Origin of the sequence: Rhodococcus rhodnii NBRC 100604, from assembly GCF_001894925.1 — a bacterium.
In the GTDB taxonomy this organism is placed as follows: domain Bacteria; phylum Actinomycetota; class Actinomycetes; order Mycobacteriales; family Mycobacteriaceae; genus Rhodococcus_F; species Rhodococcus_F rhodnii.
The window spans coordinates 64,230-81,869 of record NZ_BCXD01000006.1; the positions used below are offsets into that span (position 1 = coordinate 64,230).

Annotated in this window: 19 protein-coding genes; 8 read left to right on the plus strand and 11 right to left on the minus strand. The window is 69.9% G+C overall.

Annotated features, from left to right (window positions below; all coding sequences use genetic code 11):
* Positions 1 to 11: 11 nt before the first annotated feature.
* Entirely contained in the window at positions 12 to 824 is an 813-nt protein-coding gene (locus RR1_RS05790; RefSeq protein WP_040772831.1) for a crotonase/enoyl-CoA hydratase family protein, read from the minus strand.
* Positions 825 to 1,028: 204 nt separating this feature from the next.
* Here RR1_RS05790 and RR1_RS05795 point away from each other — a divergent pair, with 204 nt between their 5' ends.
* Complete coding sequence (locus RR1_RS05795; RefSeq protein WP_040772784.1) at positions 1,029 to 1,316, plus strand: hypothetical protein; 288 nt, start codon at positions 1,029 to 1,031, stop codon at positions 1,314 to 1,316.
* 7 nt (positions 1,317 to 1,323) lie between these two features.
* Here RR1_RS05795 and RR1_RS05800 read toward each other — a convergent pair whose 3' ends face one another.
* From RR1_RS05800 to RR1_RS05815, 4 genes are all read right to left on the minus strand, one after another.
* A complete protein-coding gene (locus RR1_RS05800; RefSeq protein WP_010837834.1) occupies positions 1,324 to 2,205 on the minus strand; it encodes a polysaccharide deacetylase family protein in 882 nt (293 codons plus the stop codon).
* On the minus strand, positions 2,202 to 3,188 hold the full coding sequence (locus tag RR1_RS05805; protein WP_010837833.1) for an asparaginase: 987 nt from the start codon (positions 3,186 to 3,188) through the stop codon (positions 2,202 to 2,204). The genes RR1_RS05800 and RR1_RS05805 overlap by 4 nt, the downstream gene beginning before the upstream one ends.
* A 120-nt stretch (positions 3,189 to 3,308) precedes the next feature.
* Positions 3,309 to 4,073: an amino acid ABC transporter ATP-binding protein gene (locus RR1_RS05810; RefSeq protein WP_010837832.1), complete on the minus strand. Its 765-nt coding sequence runs from the start codon at positions 4,071 to 4,073 to the stop codon at positions 3,309 to 3,311.
* 3 nt (positions 4,074 to 4,076) lie between these two features.
* Positions 4,077 to 5,909: an ABC transporter substrate-binding protein/permease gene (locus RR1_RS05815; RefSeq protein WP_010837831.1), complete on the minus strand. Its 1,833-nt coding sequence runs from the start codon at positions 5,907 to 5,909 to the stop codon at positions 4,077 to 4,079.
* 132 nt (positions 5,910 to 6,041) lie between these two features.
* On the opposite strand from RR1_RS05815, the gene RR1_RS05820 reads away from it, so the two are divergent.
* Positions 6,042 to 6,680, plus strand: coding sequence for a TetR/AcrR family transcriptional regulator C-terminal domain-containing protein (locus RR1_RS05820; RefSeq protein ID WP_010837830.1), 639 nt, complete (start codon positions 6,042 to 6,044; stop codon positions 6,678 to 6,680).
* Complete coding sequence (locus tag RR1_RS05825) at positions 6,677 to 8,383, plus strand: acyl-CoA dehydrogenase family protein (RefSeq protein ID WP_010837829.1); 1,707 nt, start codon at positions 6,677 to 6,679, stop codon at positions 8,381 to 8,383. The genes RR1_RS05820 and RR1_RS05825 overlap by 4 nt, the downstream gene beginning before the upstream one ends.
* Here the strand turns inward: RR1_RS05825 and RR1_RS05830 are convergent, their stop codons facing one another.
* From RR1_RS05830 to RR1_RS05845, 4 genes are all read right to left on the minus strand, one after another.
* Positions 8,384 to 9,154: an LLM class F420-dependent oxidoreductase gene (locus RR1_RS05830; protein WP_010837828.1), complete on the minus strand. Its 771-nt coding sequence runs from the start codon at positions 9,152 to 9,154 to the stop codon at positions 8,384 to 8,386. It abuts the gene before it with no gap.
* A gap of 62 nt (positions 9,155 to 9,216) precedes the next feature.
* Entirely contained in the window at positions 9,217 to 10,608 is a 1,392-nt protein-coding gene (locus tag RR1_RS05835; protein WP_010837827.1) for an amino acid permease, read from the minus strand.
* Positions 10,605 to 11,840, minus strand: coding sequence for a Glu/Leu/Phe/Val dehydrogenase dimerization domain-containing protein (locus RR1_RS05840; RefSeq protein ID WP_010837826.1), 1,236 nt, complete (start codon positions 11,838 to 11,840; stop codon positions 10,605 to 10,607). The genes RR1_RS05835 and RR1_RS05840 overlap by 4 nt, the downstream gene beginning before the upstream one ends.
* Before the next feature lie 112 nt (positions 11,841 to 11,952).
* A complete protein-coding gene (locus RR1_RS05845) occupies positions 11,953 to 12,510 on the minus strand; it encodes an Lrp/AsnC family transcriptional regulator (protein ID WP_010837825.1) in 558 nt (185 codons plus the stop codon).
* A gap of 183 nt (positions 12,511 to 12,693) precedes the next feature.
* Between RR1_RS05845 and hppD the strand changes: the two genes are divergently transcribed.
* Both hppD and RR1_RS22255 read left to right on the plus strand, forming a co-directional pair.
* The gene (gene hppD / locus RR1_RS05850; protein WP_010837824.1) at positions 12,694 to 13,899 is read left to right on the plus strand and encodes a 4-hydroxyphenylpyruvate dioxygenase; all 1,206 of its coding nucleotides are present in this window, start codon (positions 12,694 to 12,696) and stop codon (positions 13,897 to 13,899) included.
* A gap of 235 nt (positions 13,900 to 14,134) precedes the next feature.
* Complete coding sequence (locus RR1_RS22255) at positions 14,135 to 14,290, plus strand: DUF6131 family protein (RefSeq protein WP_010837822.1); 156 nt, start codon at positions 14,135 to 14,137, stop codon at positions 14,288 to 14,290.
* An 82-nt stretch (positions 14,291 to 14,372) separates the two neighbouring features.
* Here the strand turns inward: RR1_RS22255 and RR1_RS05855 are convergent, their stop codons facing one another.
* Both RR1_RS05855 and RR1_RS05860 read right to left on the minus strand, forming a co-directional pair.
* On the minus strand, positions 14,373 to 14,888 hold the full coding sequence (locus RR1_RS05855; protein WP_010837821.1) for a TIGR04338 family metallohydrolase: 516 nt from the start codon (positions 14,886 to 14,888) through the stop codon (positions 14,373 to 14,375).
* Complete coding sequence (locus tag RR1_RS05860) at positions 14,885 to 15,712, minus strand: DUF2786 domain-containing protein (protein ID WP_040772820.1); 828 nt, start codon at positions 15,710 to 15,712, stop codon at positions 14,885 to 14,887. Before RR1_RS05860 ends, RR1_RS05855 begins: the two co-directional genes overlap by 4 nt.
* Before the next feature lie 148 nt (positions 15,713 to 15,860).
* On the opposite strand from RR1_RS05860, the gene RR1_RS05865 reads away from it, so the two are divergent.
* Genes RR1_RS05865 through phnH form a run of 3 tightly spaced genes read left to right on the plus strand, consistent with a single transcriptional unit; the run spans position 15,861 to position 17,640 of the window.
* Positions 15,861 to 16,640, plus strand: a complete 780-nt coding sequence (locus RR1_RS05865; protein WP_040772818.1) for a GntR family transcriptional regulator — start codon at positions 15,861 to 15,863, stop codon at positions 16,638 to 16,640.
* A complete protein-coding gene (locus RR1_RS05870) occupies positions 16,637 to 17,071 on the plus strand; it encodes a phosphonate C-P lyase system protein PhnG (protein WP_010837818.1) in 435 nt (144 codons plus the stop codon). The genes RR1_RS05865 and RR1_RS05870 overlap by 4 nt, the downstream gene beginning before the upstream one ends.
* Positions 17,068 to 17,640 carry a phosphonate C-P lyase system protein PhnH gene (phnH, locus tag RR1_RS05875; protein WP_010837817.1) on the plus strand — a complete coding sequence of 191 codons (573 nt, stop codon included), beginning with the start codon at positions 17,068 to 17,070 and terminating at the stop codon, positions 17,638 to 17,640. Before RR1_RS05870 ends, phnH begins: the two co-directional genes overlap by 4 nt.

The window sequence follows — 17,640 nt, forward strand, 5'->3', positions numbered from 1 at the left end:
GTCGGTGTCGGTCAGCGGCCGATGAACGTCGCTGCGCGCTTGCCCAGCATCGCTGCGAGCGCTTCGCGGTGATCGTCGGTGTGATGCGAGATGGCCTGCAGCGCCGCGGCGAGTTCGAGCGCGCTCGCGAGGTCCTGCTTCTCGGATTCGCGGAGCAGCTTCTTCGTCATCCGCAGCGTGTGGGGCGGGTTGACGGCGACGCGGGCGGCGAGGGCGTACGCGGCATCCATGAGGTCGTCGGGCTCGGTGACCTGCGAGACGAGCCCCCACTCGAGCGCGGTGTGGGCGTCGACGCGATCGCCGGTGAACGCCATCTCGGCGGCCCGCGCGGGCCCGACGGCGCGCGGCAGCAGCCATGCGCCGCCGTCGCCCGGGACGATGCCGAGCTTGACGAAGCTCTCGGCGAAGAACGCCGAGGTGGATGCGATGCGCATGTCGCACATCAGCGTCAGATCGCAGCCCGCGCCGACGGCGGCCCCGTTGACTGCCGCGATCGCGGGCACCTCGAGTTTCGCCATCGCGAGCGGGATGCGCTGGATGCCGCCGCGGTAGCCGTCGCGGAGTTCACGCGGCGTACCGCCGAACATGCCGGCGCGGTCGGCCATGTCCTTGACGTTGCCGCCCGCCGAGAACGCGCTGCCCGCGCCGGTGAGGACGACGACGCGGGTGTTCACGTCGGCGTTCGCCGCGTCGACGAGTTCCACGAGCCGCGAGACGACGGCCTCGCCGGAGATCGGGTTGCGCGTCTCGGGCAGGTCGATCGTCCACGTCGTGACGTGCCCGTCGGTGCTCGCGCGCACGACGTCGTCGGGGCCGGTGTCCATCGGCGGTGTCTCCTCGCGGTCGTGTTGTGCGGTCGTGTGGGGCGACCCCGCGAACACGGCACGTGTTGCGTGGGTCACGTCCTCACGATCGTCAAGGTAGCGACCGGTGGTGGACGGCGTCCAAGACGTGCGGGCAATCGCACCGATAGCCCGAACCGATGGTCCGAGCCGATACGATCGCGGCGAGCCACCGAGGGGAGCGACATGGACGACACCGCCGATCGCGTCGCGGCCGCGGTGCTCGCCGTGGGTTCCGTCGCGGCGCTCCACGGCGGGAAGTTCGGCGAGGTCGCCACCTACCTGCCGGGCCGTCGCGTGGAGGGCGTCCGGCTCTCGTATCCCGGTGCCCAGGTGCACGTCACGGCGTATCCCGACGGCCCGCTCCACGACGTCGCCGAGCAGATCCGTGCCGCGGTCGCCCCGCTCGTCGGCGAGCCGGTCGACGTCACGATCGAGGACGTCGTCGCCCGCGGGCCGTTGCTGTCGCCCTGATCGGCGCTCAGGTGCGCGGGAACCGCTCGGTGAAGTCGCGTGCGACGTCCTTCATGAACGCGAACTCGACGCCGTCGTGCGAGGACATGTGCTCGATGAACCTTTCGAGCATGAGCAGGTTCTGCGGGCGACCCGAGACGTCGGGATGGATCGTGATCGGGAAGACGGCGTAGTCCATCTCGCGGTGCACCCAGTCGAACTGGTCGCGCCACAGTTGCTCGATGACCTGGGGCGAGACGAACCCGTGGCTGTTGGGGCTCGACTTGATGTACAGCATCGGCGGAAGGTCGTCGAGATACCACGATGCGGGAATCTCGACGAGCTCCGTTTCCTCGCCGCGGACGAGTGGTTTCATCCACTCGCGGGCCGACTGCGCGTCGTAGTCGATCTTGGTCCAGCTGTCGCCGACCCTGACGTAGTACGGCGTGTGATCGTCGTGCATGAGCGAATGGTCGTACAGGTAGCCACGTTCGAGCAGGATCTCGTTGGTCACCGGTGAGAACTCCCACCACGGCGCGACGTACCCCACGGGCTCGGTCCCGGTGCGCCGCGTGACGAGATCGGTGCAGTAGTCGAGGATCTCGGTCTCCTGCTCCCGCGTCATCGAGATCGGATTCTCGTGGCTGTAGCCGTGGGTGCCGATCTCGTGGCCCGCGGCGACGGTCGCGTCGAACTCGTCGGGGAACGTCTCGATGGAGTGGCCGGGCCAGAACCATGTGACGGGGATGTCGAAACGCTGTGCGAGCGTGAGCAACCGGGGCACGCCCACCTCGCCCGCGAACATCCCTCGCGAGATGTCGCCCGGCGAGTCCTCGCCGCCGTACGAACCGAGCCAGCCGCCGACGGCATCGACGTCGATACCGATCGAGACGTAGATCTTCTTGCTCATGCTGTTCCTCCTCGGGAGGGTGAGATGCCGAATGCGTCACGCAGCGCGGCGTGACCGGGTGTGGTGGACAGGACCAGGGCGGCGAGGATGCGCGACTGGAACGCGCCGAGGTCGCCGGACGCGATCGCGCCCGCGGCGACGAGGTCGACACCGCCGCCGTTGCCGTAGGTGGGGACGACAGGCCCCGACGAGACGCGGGTCGAGAGGACGACCGGCGTGCCGCGTGCGGTCAGGTCGGCCACGGCCTCGACGAAACCCGGTCCGGCGTTGCCGGTACCCGTGCCGGCGAGCACGACGGCCTCGGCCCCCGCCTCGACCGCCGCGTGCAGCAGATCGGGCCGGGCACCGGGGTAGGCGGTGACGATGTCGACTCGGGTGCCGTCGAAGCGGGGGCCCGGTCCGGGAAGCGGCGGCCGGCGCACCGGCAGTGCGGCGACGCGGACGGCCTCGCCCTCGAGGTGCGCGACGACGGTCCCGCCGTCGAACGGATCGCTCGCGATCGTGTGCGCCTTGCGGACGCCGCGCGCCGAGCGGACGACGCCGTCGAACACGATCGCCGCACCCAGGCCGCGGAGCTGTGGGGTCGCGGCGACGGCGACGGCGTCGCGGACGTTGCGCGGCCCGTCGGAGTCCGCGGCGTCGGCGGGTCGCTGCGCGCCGGTGAGCACGACGGGAATCGGGCTCTCGTGCACGAGATCGAGGAGGAACGCCGTCTCCTCCATCGTGTCGGTACCGTGCGTGACGACGATCCCGACGACGTCCGGATCCGCGGCGGCCTCGGCGACGGCGTCCGCGATCGCGCGCAGGTCCGCGAGGTCGAGCCGGTAGCTCCCGGTCGTCAGGACGTTGCGGGCACGCACGTCGACGCCGTCCGGCGCGGCCGAGACGAAGTCGTCGACCGACACGCTCGCGACGCTGCCCCGCTCGCCGGAGCCGCGCGACGCGATCGTCCCGCCGGTGCCGAGCAACTGGATGTGGGTCATGGCGCCCCTCGGACCTGGTGGCGAAGGTTCCATGTCCGAGTCTAGGTTTCGGGCCGCGGCCCGCGCGGGACTATGCGCAGGCCGCTCGAACTCACCGAGCCCGGCGGCCTGCGCCGCCCGTCACAACACTTCCGACAGGAACTGTTGCAGCCGTGCGGTTTCCGGTGCCTCGAAGAGGGTGGCCGGTTCGCCGGTTTCGACGACGGCGCCGTGGTCCATGAACAGCACGGTGTCGGAGACCTGCTTCGCGAAGCCCATCTCGTGCGTGACGACGACCATCGTCATGCCGCCGCGTGCCAGATCGGCCATGACGGCGAGGATTCCCTTGACGAGCTCAGGATCGAGCGCGGAGGTCGCTTCGTCGAAGAACATGACCTGCGGCTTCATCGCGAGGGCGCGGGCGATCGCGACGCGCTGCTGCTGACCGCCCGAGAGGTTGCCGGGCCGCGAATCGGCCTTCGCGGTGAGCCCGACGAGCTCGAGCTGTTCGAGCGCGAGCGCCCGCGACTGCTCCTTGGACATGTTCTTGAGCTTGCGCGGCGCGAGCGCGACGTTGTCGGCGACCGTCATGTGCGGAAACAGGTTGAAATGCTGGAACACCATGCCGATGCGCTGACGCAGTGCGTCCGGATCGTCCTTCAGCACCGAGCGTCCGTCGAGCGCGATGTCGCCCTGGTCCGGCTCGTGCAGCCGGTTGAGGACGCGCAGCAGCGTCGACTTGCCCGAGCCCGACGGCCCGATGACAGTGACGGCGTGCCCGGCGTCGACGTGGATGTCGACGCCGCGCAGCACCTTGTTGCGTCCGAACGCGAGGTGCAGGTCGGTGCCGGTCAGCGACACCGAGTCGACGTCGGGTGCTGCCGGGGTCTTGTCGGTTGCGTTCATTGGTCAGCCCCTCTCGACCGCGATGTTCTGTTCGACCGGGTCGGCACCCGAGCGATCTTCGCGGCCGGTGCGCAGTCGGTTGTCGATGTAGTTGACGAGGTGGGTGAGCGGCACCGTCATCACGAGGTAGAACAGGCCCGCCGCGACGAGCGGCGACAGGTTGCCGGTCTGGGCGTTGAGGTCGCGGCCGACGGCGAACAGCTCACGCTGGCTCGCGAGCAGACCCAGGAAGTAGATGAGTGACGAGTCCTTGATGAGCGAGATGAACTGATTCATCAGCGCCGGTAGGACGCGCCGCACACCCTGCGGGATGACGACGAGCGCCATCGAGCGGCGATAGCTGAAGCCGAGCGCGCGCGCCGCCTCGAGCTGTCCGGCCTCGACGCTCTGGATGCCGGATCGGAAGATCTCGCCGATGTACGCGGACGCGAGGAGCGAGAGCGCGGCGGCACCGAGCCAGTACGGGTTGTTGCCCGTCAGGCCCTGCACGACCGGGCCGATGCCGAGGCCGACGAGCAGGATGATGACGACGGCGGGCAGGCCGCGGAAGATGTCGGTGTAGATGCGGGCGGGCCAGCGCAGCCAACGGGTTCGGGAGATGCCCGCGACGGCGAGCAGCATGCCGATGATCGTGCCGGCGATGCCCGAGGTGAGCGCGAGGATCAGCGTGTTGGGCAGACCGGTTTTGATCAGATCCGGGAACGCCTGCTTGTAGAGCTCCCAGTCGAAGAACGTGTCGCGCAGCTGCTCGAGTGTCGACTTCGGTGCCACGGCCGTGGGGGTGCCCTCGGCGCTCGCGTTCTCCTCGGCGATCGCGCCGAAGTCCGGGAGCTCGGGTTCGGGGGCTGCCTTGCTGCCGGGCTTCCAGCCCTCGGGCAGCTCGCGCGGCACCCAGTCGGTGTAGAGCTGCGACCACGTGCCGTCCTCGACGACGGCGTCGAGGCCGGAGTTGAGGGCGTCGGCGAGCGGCTGGTTCTCGCGCGCGACGGCCCACCCGACGTAGTTGTTGACGCTGAACGTGTTCTCGACGATCGACGCGGGGTCGCCGGGTGCGATGGCGCCCTCGGCCTGCTGCGACGGGGCGACCCACGCGGCGATCTGGCCGGTCTTGAGGTTCGCGTAGGCCGTCGCGTAGTCGGGGAACTTCACGGCGTCCAGGCCCAGCGTGTTGCTGACGTACTCGTCCTGGACCGTGCCCTGCACGACGCCGATGCGGCTGCCTTCGGACAGATCGGCGAAGCCCTGGATGGGGCTGCCGTTCGGGACGACGAGCGAGAAGTAGCCGAAGTCGTAGCCGTTGGTGAAGCCGACCGTGTTGCGGCGCTCGTCGGTCGTGGTGATGGACGACGAGCCGGCGTCGAAGCGGCCGCCGGCGACCTGCGCGAGCAGGCCGGCGAACTCGGTGCCGACGAAGTTCACCTGCAGGCCGAGCTTCTCACCGACGGCGCGCAGCAGTTCGTTGTCGAAGCCGGTGAACGTGCCGGAGGAGTCGACGCAGATGCTCGGCGGTGCGTCGGAGAGGGTGCCGACGGTGAGGACGCCCGGCGTCGCGAGTCCGAGGTTCGCCGTGTCGATCTGGTCGAGCGGCGTGACGTCGGGCGTCGTGTAGCGGTCTTCCTGCTGTTGGGCTGCGCCCTCGTCCAGGTTCGGCGGTAGGCCCTGCGCCGAGGCGAGTCCGGGTGGCGCACAGAGGTCGGTCGGTGCCGGGGCGGCCGTGGACGTGTCGTCGTCCGACGAGCCACCACACGCCGCGAGCGTCAGCGCGAGCAGCGCGGTGATTGCGAGCGCGACGAGAATCCTGAGGCGTGATCGTGGCGCCCCGGTGGTTGGAGACATGACGAGAAGCGTAACGCCGCGACCTGGAGGCGCTTCGCGCTTGTGAGTGAGTTTCCGGCCGCTGGACCGGAAACTCGCGCGCGAGCGGCTTGCCGCCTATTGTTGTTTGTCATACAACAAACTGGAGGCGTGATGGCGACCCGCGGCAGCCGTGACGGCGGCAAGCAGACTCGCAGGACGCTGCTCGACGCCGCGACGACGCTGTTTCTCGCGCAGGGGTCGACAGTGTCGGTCGCACAGATCTGCGCCGCCGCCGACGCGTACCCGAACCAGGTGACGTACTACTTCGGGTCCAAGGAGTCGCTGTTCGTCGAGGCCGCGTGCGGCGCCGTGCTCCGGGCGGGCAGCGCCGCCGAGAAGGCCGCGGCCGACGCCGAGACCGTGCGCGAGTACACAGAGCGGCTCGTCGGGACGCTGCTCGGGACGTCGGCGCCCAGCGTCGAACTGTTCACCACCGCGATGCTCATGGCAGGCCGCCGCCCAGAGTTGCGCGAACGGATCACCGGCACCCTCCACACCCTGCACGAGCGCGGCGAGCAGGCGCTGTTGCGCACCCTCGTCCGCACGGGGTGGCGGCTGCGCACCGAGATCGACGTCGAAGCCAAGGCGTTCTGGTCCGCGGTCTTCGGCGTCGTGATCCAGAAATCCGCGACGGGCGAATCCTTCGGCTACTCGCTGGGCGACGCCGTCGCCGTCATCTTCGCGGGACTGCAGATCCCCGACGCCGTACTCGACACCGCACTCGACCCCGCCGGTCTCACCACCGGATGACCGAAAGGCACACCGTGACCGACACATTCGACACCGTGACCCGCCCCGCGCCGCATCGCACGCACGACGTCCTCAACCAGTCGGCGCCCCGCGTCGACGTCGACGAGTACGCGCTCAACCCCGTGCTGCGCGAGGCCGTCGAACGTCACGACGGCGCGTGGGGCCACGGCGAACTGAGCGAGATCGGTGCGCTCGTGGGCACCGCGCAGTTCCAGCACGACGCCGACCTCGCGAACGTCGTCACGCCCGAACTCCATGCGTTCGACCGGTGGGGGAATCGGATCGACGAGGTCGAGTACCACCCGGCGTATCACCGGATCATGGCCGCGGCGATCGGGCACGGGGCGCACACGCGGTCGTGGGCCGACCCACGTCCGGGGTCGAATGTCGTTCGCGCAGCGGCGTTCATGATGTTCGGTCAGGTCGAGGCCGGGCACGCGTGCCCGGTGTCCATGACGCACGCCGTGATTCCGTCGCTCGAACTGCAGCCGGACGTCGCCGCCCGGTGGGTGCCGCGCGCGCTCTCGCGCACGTACGAGCCCGACCTCGGCACACCGGACAAGCCGTCCGCGATCTTCGGCATGTCGATGACCGAGAAGCAGGGCGGCTCGGACGTCCGCGCGAACACGACGGTCGCGGTGCCGGCGGGACGTGGCGGGCCGGGGCAGGACTACCTGCTCACCGGCCACAAGTGGTTCTGCTCGGCGCCCATGTCCGACGCGTTCCTCGTCCTCGCGCAGGCGACAGGTGCTGCCGGTGAAGGACTTTCGTGCTTCCTGGTGCCGCGCGTGCTGCCCGACGGCACGCGCAACGTCTTCCGCATCCAGCGGCTCAAGGACAAGCTCGGCAACAAGTCGAACGCGTCGAGCGAGATCGAACTCGACGGCACCGTCGCGACGATGGTCGGCGAGCCCGGTCGCGGCGTGCGCACGATCATCGAGATGGTCGCGCGCACTCGCCTCGACTGCATCCTCGGCAGCGCGGCCGGGATGCGGCAGTCGATCGCCGAGGCCGTGTGGCACGCGCGTCATCGCAGCGCATTCGGCGGTGTCCTCGTCGACCAGCCCGCCATGACGGGTGTGCTCGCCGACCTCGCGCTCGAGTCCGAGGCCGCCACCGTCACAGCGATCCGGCTCGCCCGCGCCCACGACGAGGATGCGTCCGATCAGGACAAGGCGTTCCGGCGGCTCGCGACGGCCGTCGCGAAGTACTGGATCTGCAAGCGCGGCCCGCATCACGCGTACGAGGCGCTCGAATGCCTCGGCGGCAACGGCTACACCGAGGCGTTCCCGCTCGCGCGCCGCTACCGCGAGCAGCCCGTCATGGCCGTCTGGGAGGGCTCGGGCAACGTCATCGCGCTCGACGTCCTGCGCGCGATGGTCCGCGAGCCCGAGTCGGTCGCGGCGTTCGACGCCGAGGTGGACCTCGCGCGGGGCAGCAATGCGACGCTCGATGCCCACCTCGACGCCGTCCGCCGGTTGCTCGGCGAGGTCGCGACGCTGGACGCGGCGGGAGCCCAGGCACGGGCGCGGGTCGTCGTCGAGGCGATGGCGCTCGCGCTCGAGGCGTCCCTGCTCGTGCGCTACTCCCCCGCAGCCGTGTCCGACGCCTTCGTCGCGGCCCGTCTCGGCCCGGACCGCGGCGTCGAATACGGCGCCCTGCCCACCGGCCTGGACCTGGGCGCCGTCCTCGCCCGCGCCTGATCAGGCGCGTGCGTCGCGCCACGCGATGGCGTCGCGCAGTTCGGTGAGGTCGTACTCGGGCCCACCGGTGCCGACGGTGAACAGGGTGACGCCCTGATCGACGAGCGCCTGTGCGCCGTCGGCGCCGGGCCACGACGTCGAGTGCGCGATGGCGCTCGGGTCGCGGCCGGCATCGCGGCAGCGGTCGGCGAGAATCCCCTTCTTGCGTTCGTGCGTCTCGAGATCGCTGAAGCTGTGCCAGATGTCGCCGTACTGGGCGACGAGCGGCAGCGTCTTCTTCTCGCATCCACCTCCGATGAGGATCGGAATATGGCGGGTGGGGGCGGGATTCAGCTTCTCCAGCCGGGCGGTGATGCGCGGCAGGTACTCGCCGAGCAGATCCAGCCGCGAGCCTTTCGTCCCGAAGTCGTAGCCGTACTCGTCGTAGTCCTTCTCGAACCAGCCCGAACCGATGCCGAGGATCAGCCGCCCGCCGCTCATGTGATCGACGGTGCGTGCCATGTCGGCCAGCAGATCCGGGTTGCGGTAGCCGCCGCCCGTGACGAGCGCGCCGATCTCGACGTTCGACGTCTGCTCGGCCCATGCGCCGAGCATCGTCCAGCACTCGAAGTGGGCGCCGTCCGGATCGCCGTAGAGCGGATAGAAGTGATCCCAGTTGAAGACGACGTCCACGCCGAGATCCTCGGCGCGCAGGACGGCGTCGCGGATCAGGCCGTAGTCGGGGGCGTGCTGGGGCTGGAGCTGAACGCCGATGCGGATCGGGTCGGTCATGCCGTTCTCCTCGTACGCGGGTGCGGGTCCGCTCCATCGTGCGCCCGGCGCCGCCCCCGCCGCTACCGGGCCGGCGTGTCGGCAGTCTTGCGGTCGTGTAGCCAGCACGCGAACGCGATGGCCGCGGTGAAGGTGGTCGTTGCGATCAGCTGTCCCCGCGCGGCGGTGTCGAACAGCGCGAGGACGACGACGAGCCCGAGCAGCCCGAGCGCGACGTACGAGAGGTACGGGAACGCCCACATCCGCAGCGGCAGTTCGCGGCCCTCGCGCTCGTAGCGGCGGCGCAGGATCAGATGCGAGACCGTCACGAACGTCCAGAGCACGAGAATCGTCGATCCGACGGCGTTGAGCAGCAGCGGCAGAACGCGATCGGGAGCCAGGTAGTTCAGCGCGACCGTCACGAAGCCGAAGGTCACCGAGGCGAGGACGGCCGAGCCGGGTACGCCGTTTCGGGCGAGCTTCGCGAATCGGGCGGGCGCAGCGCCACGTTCGGCGAGCGAGAAGATCATGCGCGAACCGCTGAAGAGCATCGCGTTGAGCGACGACAGCAGCGCGATCACGATGACGATCGTCATCGCGGCGGCGGCACCCGGCACGTGCGCGGCGTCGAGCACCGCGACGAACGGTCCCGACGCGAGTCCCTCCGCCGTCCACGGCAGCACGGTGACCATGACGAACACCGAGCCGATGTAGAAGAACAGGATGCGCCACACGATCGACCGGACCGCCTTGCCGACGCTGCGGCTCGGGTCGCGCGACTCCGCGGCGGCGATCGCGACGACCTCGGTGCCGCCGAACGCGAACACGACGACGAGCAGGCCCGCCGCGATGCCGGTGAGACCGGTCGGCGCGAAGCCGCCGTGGGCCGTGAGATTCGACAGGCCGGGCGAGGTGAACGACGGGAACCAGCCCGCGATCATCGCGACACCGATCGCGAGGAACACGACGATCGCGACGATCTTCAGTGCGGCGAACCAGAATTCGAACTCGCCGAAGCGCGCGACGGCGGTGAGATTGACGAGCGTCAGCGCGCTCATGAACACCAGTGCCGCCGTCCACTGCGGGATCTCGGGGAAGGCGGCACTCGTGATCGCCGCTGCCGCAGTCGCTTCGGCGGCGATCACGATGACGACCTGGACCCAGTAGAGCCAGCCGATGGTCCGGCCCGCCGTGCGGCCGAGTGCCTTCTCGGCGTGCATCGAGAACGCGCCGCTGTCGGGATCGGCGGCGACCATCTCGCCCATCATCCGCATCACGAGGACGACGAGGAAGCCGGCGACGAGGAAGGACACGAGCACCGCGGGCCCCGCGACGCCGATTCCGGCGCCGGATCCGACGAACAGTCCCGCGCCGATCGCACCGCCGAGGCTCATCATGACGAGCTGGCGGGGTTTCATCGCCCGGCGCAGCTCCGGCGCGGTCGTCGTCTGCTCGGTGCTCGCCGTCGTGCTCATCGGTCGCCCGCCAGCGGCGCGAGAGCGATACCGAACGCGGTCTCCGCGACACCCGTGGCGAGCGGTGCCACGGCGTGGGTCCGCTCGAGCGCTTCGCGAATGGTGCGCGAAACATCCGCGAACACAGCATGATCGCTCGCGGCGGCGTCACCGCCCATGAGTGCGGCGAAGGCGCGCGCCATGCCGCAGTTCGCGATGAAGTCCGGGACGACGGTGACGCACTTGTCGGCGTACTCGTAGGTCGGACCGTAGAAGATCTCGTCGTCGGCGAACGGCACGTTCGCGCCGCACGCGATCACCTCGAGACCGCCGTCCACGAGCAGATCGAGGTGCTCGCGGGTCACGAGGCGCGACGCCGCGCACGGCAGGAAGACGTCGGCGCCGATGCTCAGGGCCGCGGCCGTCGCAGTGGGGCCGGACGCGATCGCGTCGTCGGCGCGAAGTGCGTTGCCGTCCTTGGTGAGCAGCAGCTCGCGGACGCGCTCGAAGGGAAGCCCCTTCGGTGCGAGCAGCGTCCGGTCGCGGTCGAGGATCGCGACGATCTCGGCACCCGCGCGGGCGAGGTAGTACGCCGCGGATGCGCCGACGTTGCCCCAGCCCTGGATCACGACGCGCTTGCCCGTGAGATCGCCCGCGCCGTACACGTCGTAGGCGTGGCGCACCGACTCGGCTACTCCCCAGCCGGTGACGAGATCCGAAACAGTGTGGGGTGACGCAGGATTCGGAGCAAGGTCCGGATGGGTCACGGGGCGGGCGATGCCGCTGCGCAACCGGTCGATGCGGTCGCCGTGGCCGTCCGCGCCGAAGTGCCCGTTCACGACGCCGTGCTGCGGGTGGCCGATGCCGAGCGCCTCGAGCGCCGGGACGACGTCGGCGCGCTCGTCGATGTTCAGGTCGCCGCCCGTGCCGTAGTAGGTCCGCAGCAGCGGTGCGACGGCGGCGAACCAGCGGCGCAGCACGCCGTCGCGGCGCGGATCGCGGGGATCGAAGTCGATGCCGGACTTCGCACCGCCGATGGGCGGGCCCGACACCGTGAACTTGATCTCCATCGTCTTCGCGAGCGACTCGACCTCGCGACGATCGAGACCGGCGCGCATCCGGGTGCCGCCGCCCGCGGCACCGCCACGCAGCGAGTTGACGACGGTCCAGCCGCGCGCCTCGGTCTCGCTGTCGTGCCACTCGAAGACGATCTCGGGCGCGGATTCCTCGAACTTCTGCAGCAGGTGTCTCATGGCTTCTTCCGGGGAGCAGGTTCCCGGCCGGACCGCCGGGCTGTTACCTGGCTCACTGTGAGCTGCACCACGAATGCGTCGCAAGCGGCGGCATCGGACCTGGTCGCCGCGCTCAGCGTCGCGACGGCGGGGGAGACACCTGCTGTACTCCCTGCACAGCTTCCGGTCGGTACGCCGGTGCCTTGGACGTCTGTGGGCGTTCGAGGGTGTGCAGAAGCGGCAGTGTCCGGAACGGAACGATCACCGACAGCACCATGACGCTGGTCGACCGCGCGACGTGCGCGCACGTGCTGACGCGGATGAGCGTCTCCTGCAGATCGAGGTGAGAACGCGCCGCGACCCGGCACAGCACGTCGCCGGAACCGGTCGTGGTGAACGCCTCGAGGATGCCCGGGATCGCGGTGAGCTCGCGGGTGACGGCGTCGAGCGCGCCCTGTGACGTCTCGAGCGTCACGAACGCCTGGACGCCGAAACCCGCGGCATCGAGCCCGATGTGCGGCGCGTGGCTCGCGATCACGCCGCCTTCCTCGAGCTTGCGCAGGTGCGCCTGGACCGTTCCCCGGGCGACGCGCAACCGGCGCGACAGTTCGAGTGCTCCGGCACGCGGGTCCGAGTGGAGGGCGTCGAGCAGCGCGAAATCGAGGTCGTCGAGCGTCACCGCGTCGGGCATCTGGTCACCGTCTCCTCACGGGTCGTACGCGAATCTGCTGTGCAGTCTGTCCAGCGTCCGAGCGGTTACGCAGTGCCAGGTGGGCAGTGGGGTCATCGCTTCGGACGTCGATTGCACAGCGTCGCGCGGTCGGGTTTCGTGAGTGACGTACGTTACACCCCGAGTGGAGAACAGGACCGCGCGATGACGATTCACGAGACCCTCACCGACGAAGAGCGGCTCGCCGACCTCGACCTCGACCAGCTGCATCGTCTCGTCGGGCTCGTCGAGTACGACGCCGCGCGCGACCCCTTCCCCGTCTCCGGCTGGGACGCGATCGTGTGGGCCGTCGGCAACGCGACGCAGTCGGCCCACTACTTCCAGTCGGTGTGGGGGATGAACCTCGTCGCCTACTCGGGGCCGACGACCGGCAACCGCGATCACCACTCGTACGTCCTCTCGAGCGGCGGCGTGCGGTTCGTGCTCCAGGGCGCGGTCGATCCCGACAGCGCGATCGCGGAGCACCACCGCCGGCACGGCGACGGCGTCACCGACATAGCGCTCGCAGTCCCCGACGTCGATCGGGCGATCGCTCACGCCCGCGCCCAGGGCGCGCGAGTGATCAGCGAACCGCACGACGTCACCGACGAGCACGGCACGGTGCGGCTCGCGGCGATCGCGACCTACGGCGACACGCGGCACACCCTCGTCGACCGCTCCCGCTACACCGGCCCGTATCTGCCCGGCTACGTGGCGAAGGCATCGACCTTCGTGCCGCGCGAGGGCGCACCGAAGCGGATCTTCCAGGCCCTCGACCACGTCGTCGGCAACGTCGAACTCGGCCACATGGACGAGTGGGTCGACTTCTACCGGCGCGTCATGGGATTCACGAACATGGCGGAGTTCGTGGGCGACGACATCGCGACCGACTACTCGGCCCTCATGAGCAAGGTCGTCTCGAACGGAAACCACCGCGTGAAGTTCCCGCTCAACGAGCCGGCCCTCGCGAAGAAGCGCTCGCAGATCGACGAGTACCTCGACTTCTACCGTGGCCCGGGCGCACAGCATCTCGCGCTCGCGACGGGTGACATCCTGCGTGCCGTCGACGTGCTGCGCGCCGAGGGCGTCGAGTTCCTCGCGACTCCCGCCGCGTACTACGAGGATCCGGAGCTGCGGGCGCGCATCGGCGAGGTGCGTGTCCCGATCGAGGAGCTGCAGAGCCGCGGCATCCTCGTCGACCGCGACGAGGACGGCTACCTCCTGCAGATCTTCACCAAGCCGATCGTCGACCGGCCGACGGTCTTCTTCGAACTGATCGAGCGGCACGGGTCGCTCGGCTTCGGGAAGGGGAACTTCAAGGCCCTCTTCGAGGCGATCGAGCGCGAGCAGGAAGCGCGCGGCAACTTCTGAATCGTCCCTGTACGGGGGATCGTGTTGCCGCACAGCAACTCCTCGGCGATCGATCGTTCGGGTCCGCAGAATTATCTGTTGTGCGCGCGGCAGATTTTCTTGTTACGGTCTGCGTGTCAAAACTTCACGGACCACGTGAACATTATTGGACCCACCGCTTCATGTCGGTATGCGTCGCGCCGTCGTCGCCACTCGACGTCGTCGTGGTGCCGCTACAACTTCGAGGAGTACTTCGATGATCGTTCTCGGAATCATCCTGCTCGTGCTCGGCTTCCTGCTGAACGTCCCGATCCTCTGGACGCTCGGCATCATCGCGCTGGTCGCGGGGCTCGTCCTCACGCTGCTGGGTATGGCCGGGCGCGCCGTGGGCGGCCGCAAGACCTGGTATTGATCGACCCGCTCGTCACGCTCGGCCGCACGTCGGCCGAAACGCGAGGCCCCGGAGCACCTGTGCTCCGGAGCCTCGCGCCGCGTCACCCGACCCGGACGCCGTTCTCCGCGTACATCGCCCGTAGTACGAAACCCGCTTCGTGTCCGATGATCTCGGCGACGAGCTCGAGCACGATCGCCGTGAATCCCGGCCCGTGCGCCTCGCCGGCATCCGGTGCGGGATCGAGATGGTGCGCGAGCTCGTGCAGCACGACGAGTTCGCGCATCGCCCATGCGGTGCCCCCGCTGTAGCCGGGCACCGCGATCACCCCGCCGTCGCGCTCGTAGTGCGCGGCGGCAGCGCCCTTCCTCGCGCGTACCCGCACCGGATCGGACGCGCGCGGCCACCGGGCTCGGATCCACCGCAGCCCGAGCACGGCGTCGGCGTACGCCTGGACCGAGTCGATCGACCCGAAGCGCCGCTCGATCGGCAGCGTCAGCGTCGAGCCCAGCATCTCGACCGTGCGCATCCCTCGCTGATCCGCGCGATCGAACATCGTGCGGACGAGTTCTTCGGCGTCGTAGACGAGCGAACGCTGCCGGTCACGGACGCGCGTCATGGCGCCTGCGTGCCGCCGCGCAACTGTGGGCGGGCGCCGGGAAGCTCCTCGGCTGTGCCGAGCCGGGCGTTGCGTCCGGCCCGGTCGCCTGCCCGCCGTGCGTGCGACGAATGACCGGCGCTCGCGCGGGTGGCGCGCCAGGAACCGCGGGCGTCGGAGTTCTCGCGATAGTAGTCGCGCAGCTCGAGGTCCTTGTCGCGCAGCGCCAGAGCGGTCTCCTGTGACGTCTCCGGAGCGGACGTCGCCTCCTCGCGCGCCTGCGTGCGCGCTTCGTCGAGCCGCTGCCCGATGCGCGCGGCGAAGGCCGTCTGGAAGTTCAGCCGTGCCGTGACGGCCGCGACGGGACGATGCTCGATCCGCAGCGTCCGCCCCGCGCGATCGACGATGCGGCGCGCCGTCGTCTCCTCCCGGTAGCGGCCGGACTTCACGTACACGTCGGACGCGCGCACCATCTGCACGAGCAGGCTCGTGTACAGCTGCTCGCACACGTCGAGGTCGGCGGCGAAGCCGTACGCGAAGATCGTCGTCGACGTGTGCGTGATGTCGCACTGCACGTCGTTCGCCGCGGCGATCGCGACGAACAGATGCGCGTACGTGCGCAGGCCCTTCTTGCCGGCCTCCCCGATTCGGATGACGCGCTGCGTGGGCGTCGGCCGCGCCTCGCGCCCACGAGTGTGCGACCGGGCCACCGCGAGATCGATGGACGAGGCCGTCGCGAGCCGCTGCGCGGCGGCCATGAAGGCCTCCGCCTCGTGCGCGTTGTCGGTGGACTCCGCCTGCCTGAGCAGGCCACCGATGCGGGTGAGCAGCTTGTCCGAATCCACGCCCGCGAGGGTACGCGCCACGTCCGACACGTCCCCGGCCACGGACTTCTCGCATCCGCACAACACACCCACCTGTTCGGATATCGTTCGCCGGAGCGTCACCCGCGTGCCGGTTGTCCGTACAACTGGGAGCGCCACAGTGATGGCCATGACGCAGCAGCGCTACCGGCAGATCGCCGACCAGCTCGAACAGGAGATCGCGCTGATGTCGCCGGGCGACCGGCTTCCCGGCGAACACGAGATCGCGACCCGATTCGGTGTCGGCCGGGCGGCCGCGAGAGCGGCGGTCCAGGAACTCGAACGTAAACAACTCGTGCGCCGCATCCGCGGGGCCGGGACGTTCGTCGGGCGCCGGATCGACTACCTCATCTCCCGCGACCGCCGCCCGTCGTGGCACCGCACCGTGACCGAGGCGGGTGCGACGGCGCGGTCGGTCGTGCTCGGTCACGCCGCCGTGCCCGTCGACGGCGAGATCGCGTCGTTCCTCGCGTTGCCGGAGGGGACCCTCGTCCACCGCATGGAGCGGCAGAGCTACATCGACGAGCTCGTGTCGGGCTACTCGGTGGAGTGGGTGGTCCTCGACGCCGTCCCGCATCTCGCGGACGGTATGCGCGTCGAGGAGTCGCTCGACGAGGTGCTGCGTCAGATGGGTTCGGTGCGCTCGGAGCGGTCGTGGTGCCGCACGGCGTCCGACGTTCCCCCCGCCGACATCGCCGAGCGGCTGCAGCTCGTCACCGCCGCGGCCGTCTGGGTGGTCGAGAGCCTCAACTGCGACAGCGAGAGCCGCCGTCCGCTCACCTACAGCAAGGCCTGGATGCGTGGCGACGCCGTGCGCGTCGTCATGGAGATCGGCGATCGCCCCGCGTCCACCCCCGACCCCGCTCGCGACAGAGCTACCACGAACGTGAAAGAGGTTGCCCACTCATGACATCCGAAGTCCTCTCGCGTGAGCGGATCACCGAACTGCTCGCCGCGGCGACCGAGGACGAACTCGTCGCGCTCGCGGACGAGTGTCTGTCCGACGGAGCCGAGTTCACCGTCCTGACCGCCCCCGAGGTCGGCTCGATCGCCGCACGGGTGCGCGAACCGATCTGCCACGACCACTTCTTCCTCGGCGACGTGCTCGCGTGCCGCGCCGAGGTGACGCTGGCCGGAGTCCGCGGCTGGGCGATGCGGCTCGGCGACGAGAAGGCCGCGACCCTCGCCGCCGCGATCTGCGATGCCGAGGTCCAGGGCGGCCGCGGCGCCGAGCCGAGCATCCGTGAGCTGTGCGAGCGCGTCGCACAGCGGCTCGCCGCGTCCGAGCGGGCCGAATGGGCCCAGCTCGAACCCACCGTCGTTCGATTCGAGGAGCTATGACGACAACTCTCGCCGCACTGGGATCGGGACTCGAACCCACTGTCGCGCAACAGGTGTACCGCGCCGTCCTCGACGCGTTCTCGCGTCCGGGCCTGGAGGTCGCACTTCCGGCCGCGGAGCATCCCGCGGCGTTGCTGCCGGTCCTCGCGCTCGCCGACCTCGAGACGCCGATCCATCTCGTCGACGACTCCGGTACGTGGCGCGACATCGTCGCCGTCGCGACGGGTGCACCCGAGATCGATCCCGGCGGAGCACGTTTCGTCACGACGCTCGTACCGCTGATCCCCGAACTCGTCGCCGAGTCGGCTCCCGGCAGTGCCGGCGCACCGGAGAAGGGCGCGACGCTGATCGCGCTCGTCCCGTCGCTCACCGGCGGCACTCCGCTGACGCTCACCGGTCCGGGGGTGAACGGAACGGTCGACATCGCACCAGACGTCGACCCCGACGTCTGGCAGGCCCGCGAGCAGGCGGCGACCTTCCCCGCCGGCATCGACCTGCTGCTCGTCACCGACAGCGGAACCGCGATCGGGATTCCGCGCACCACGCGCGTCGCCCGAAAGGAGCAGTGA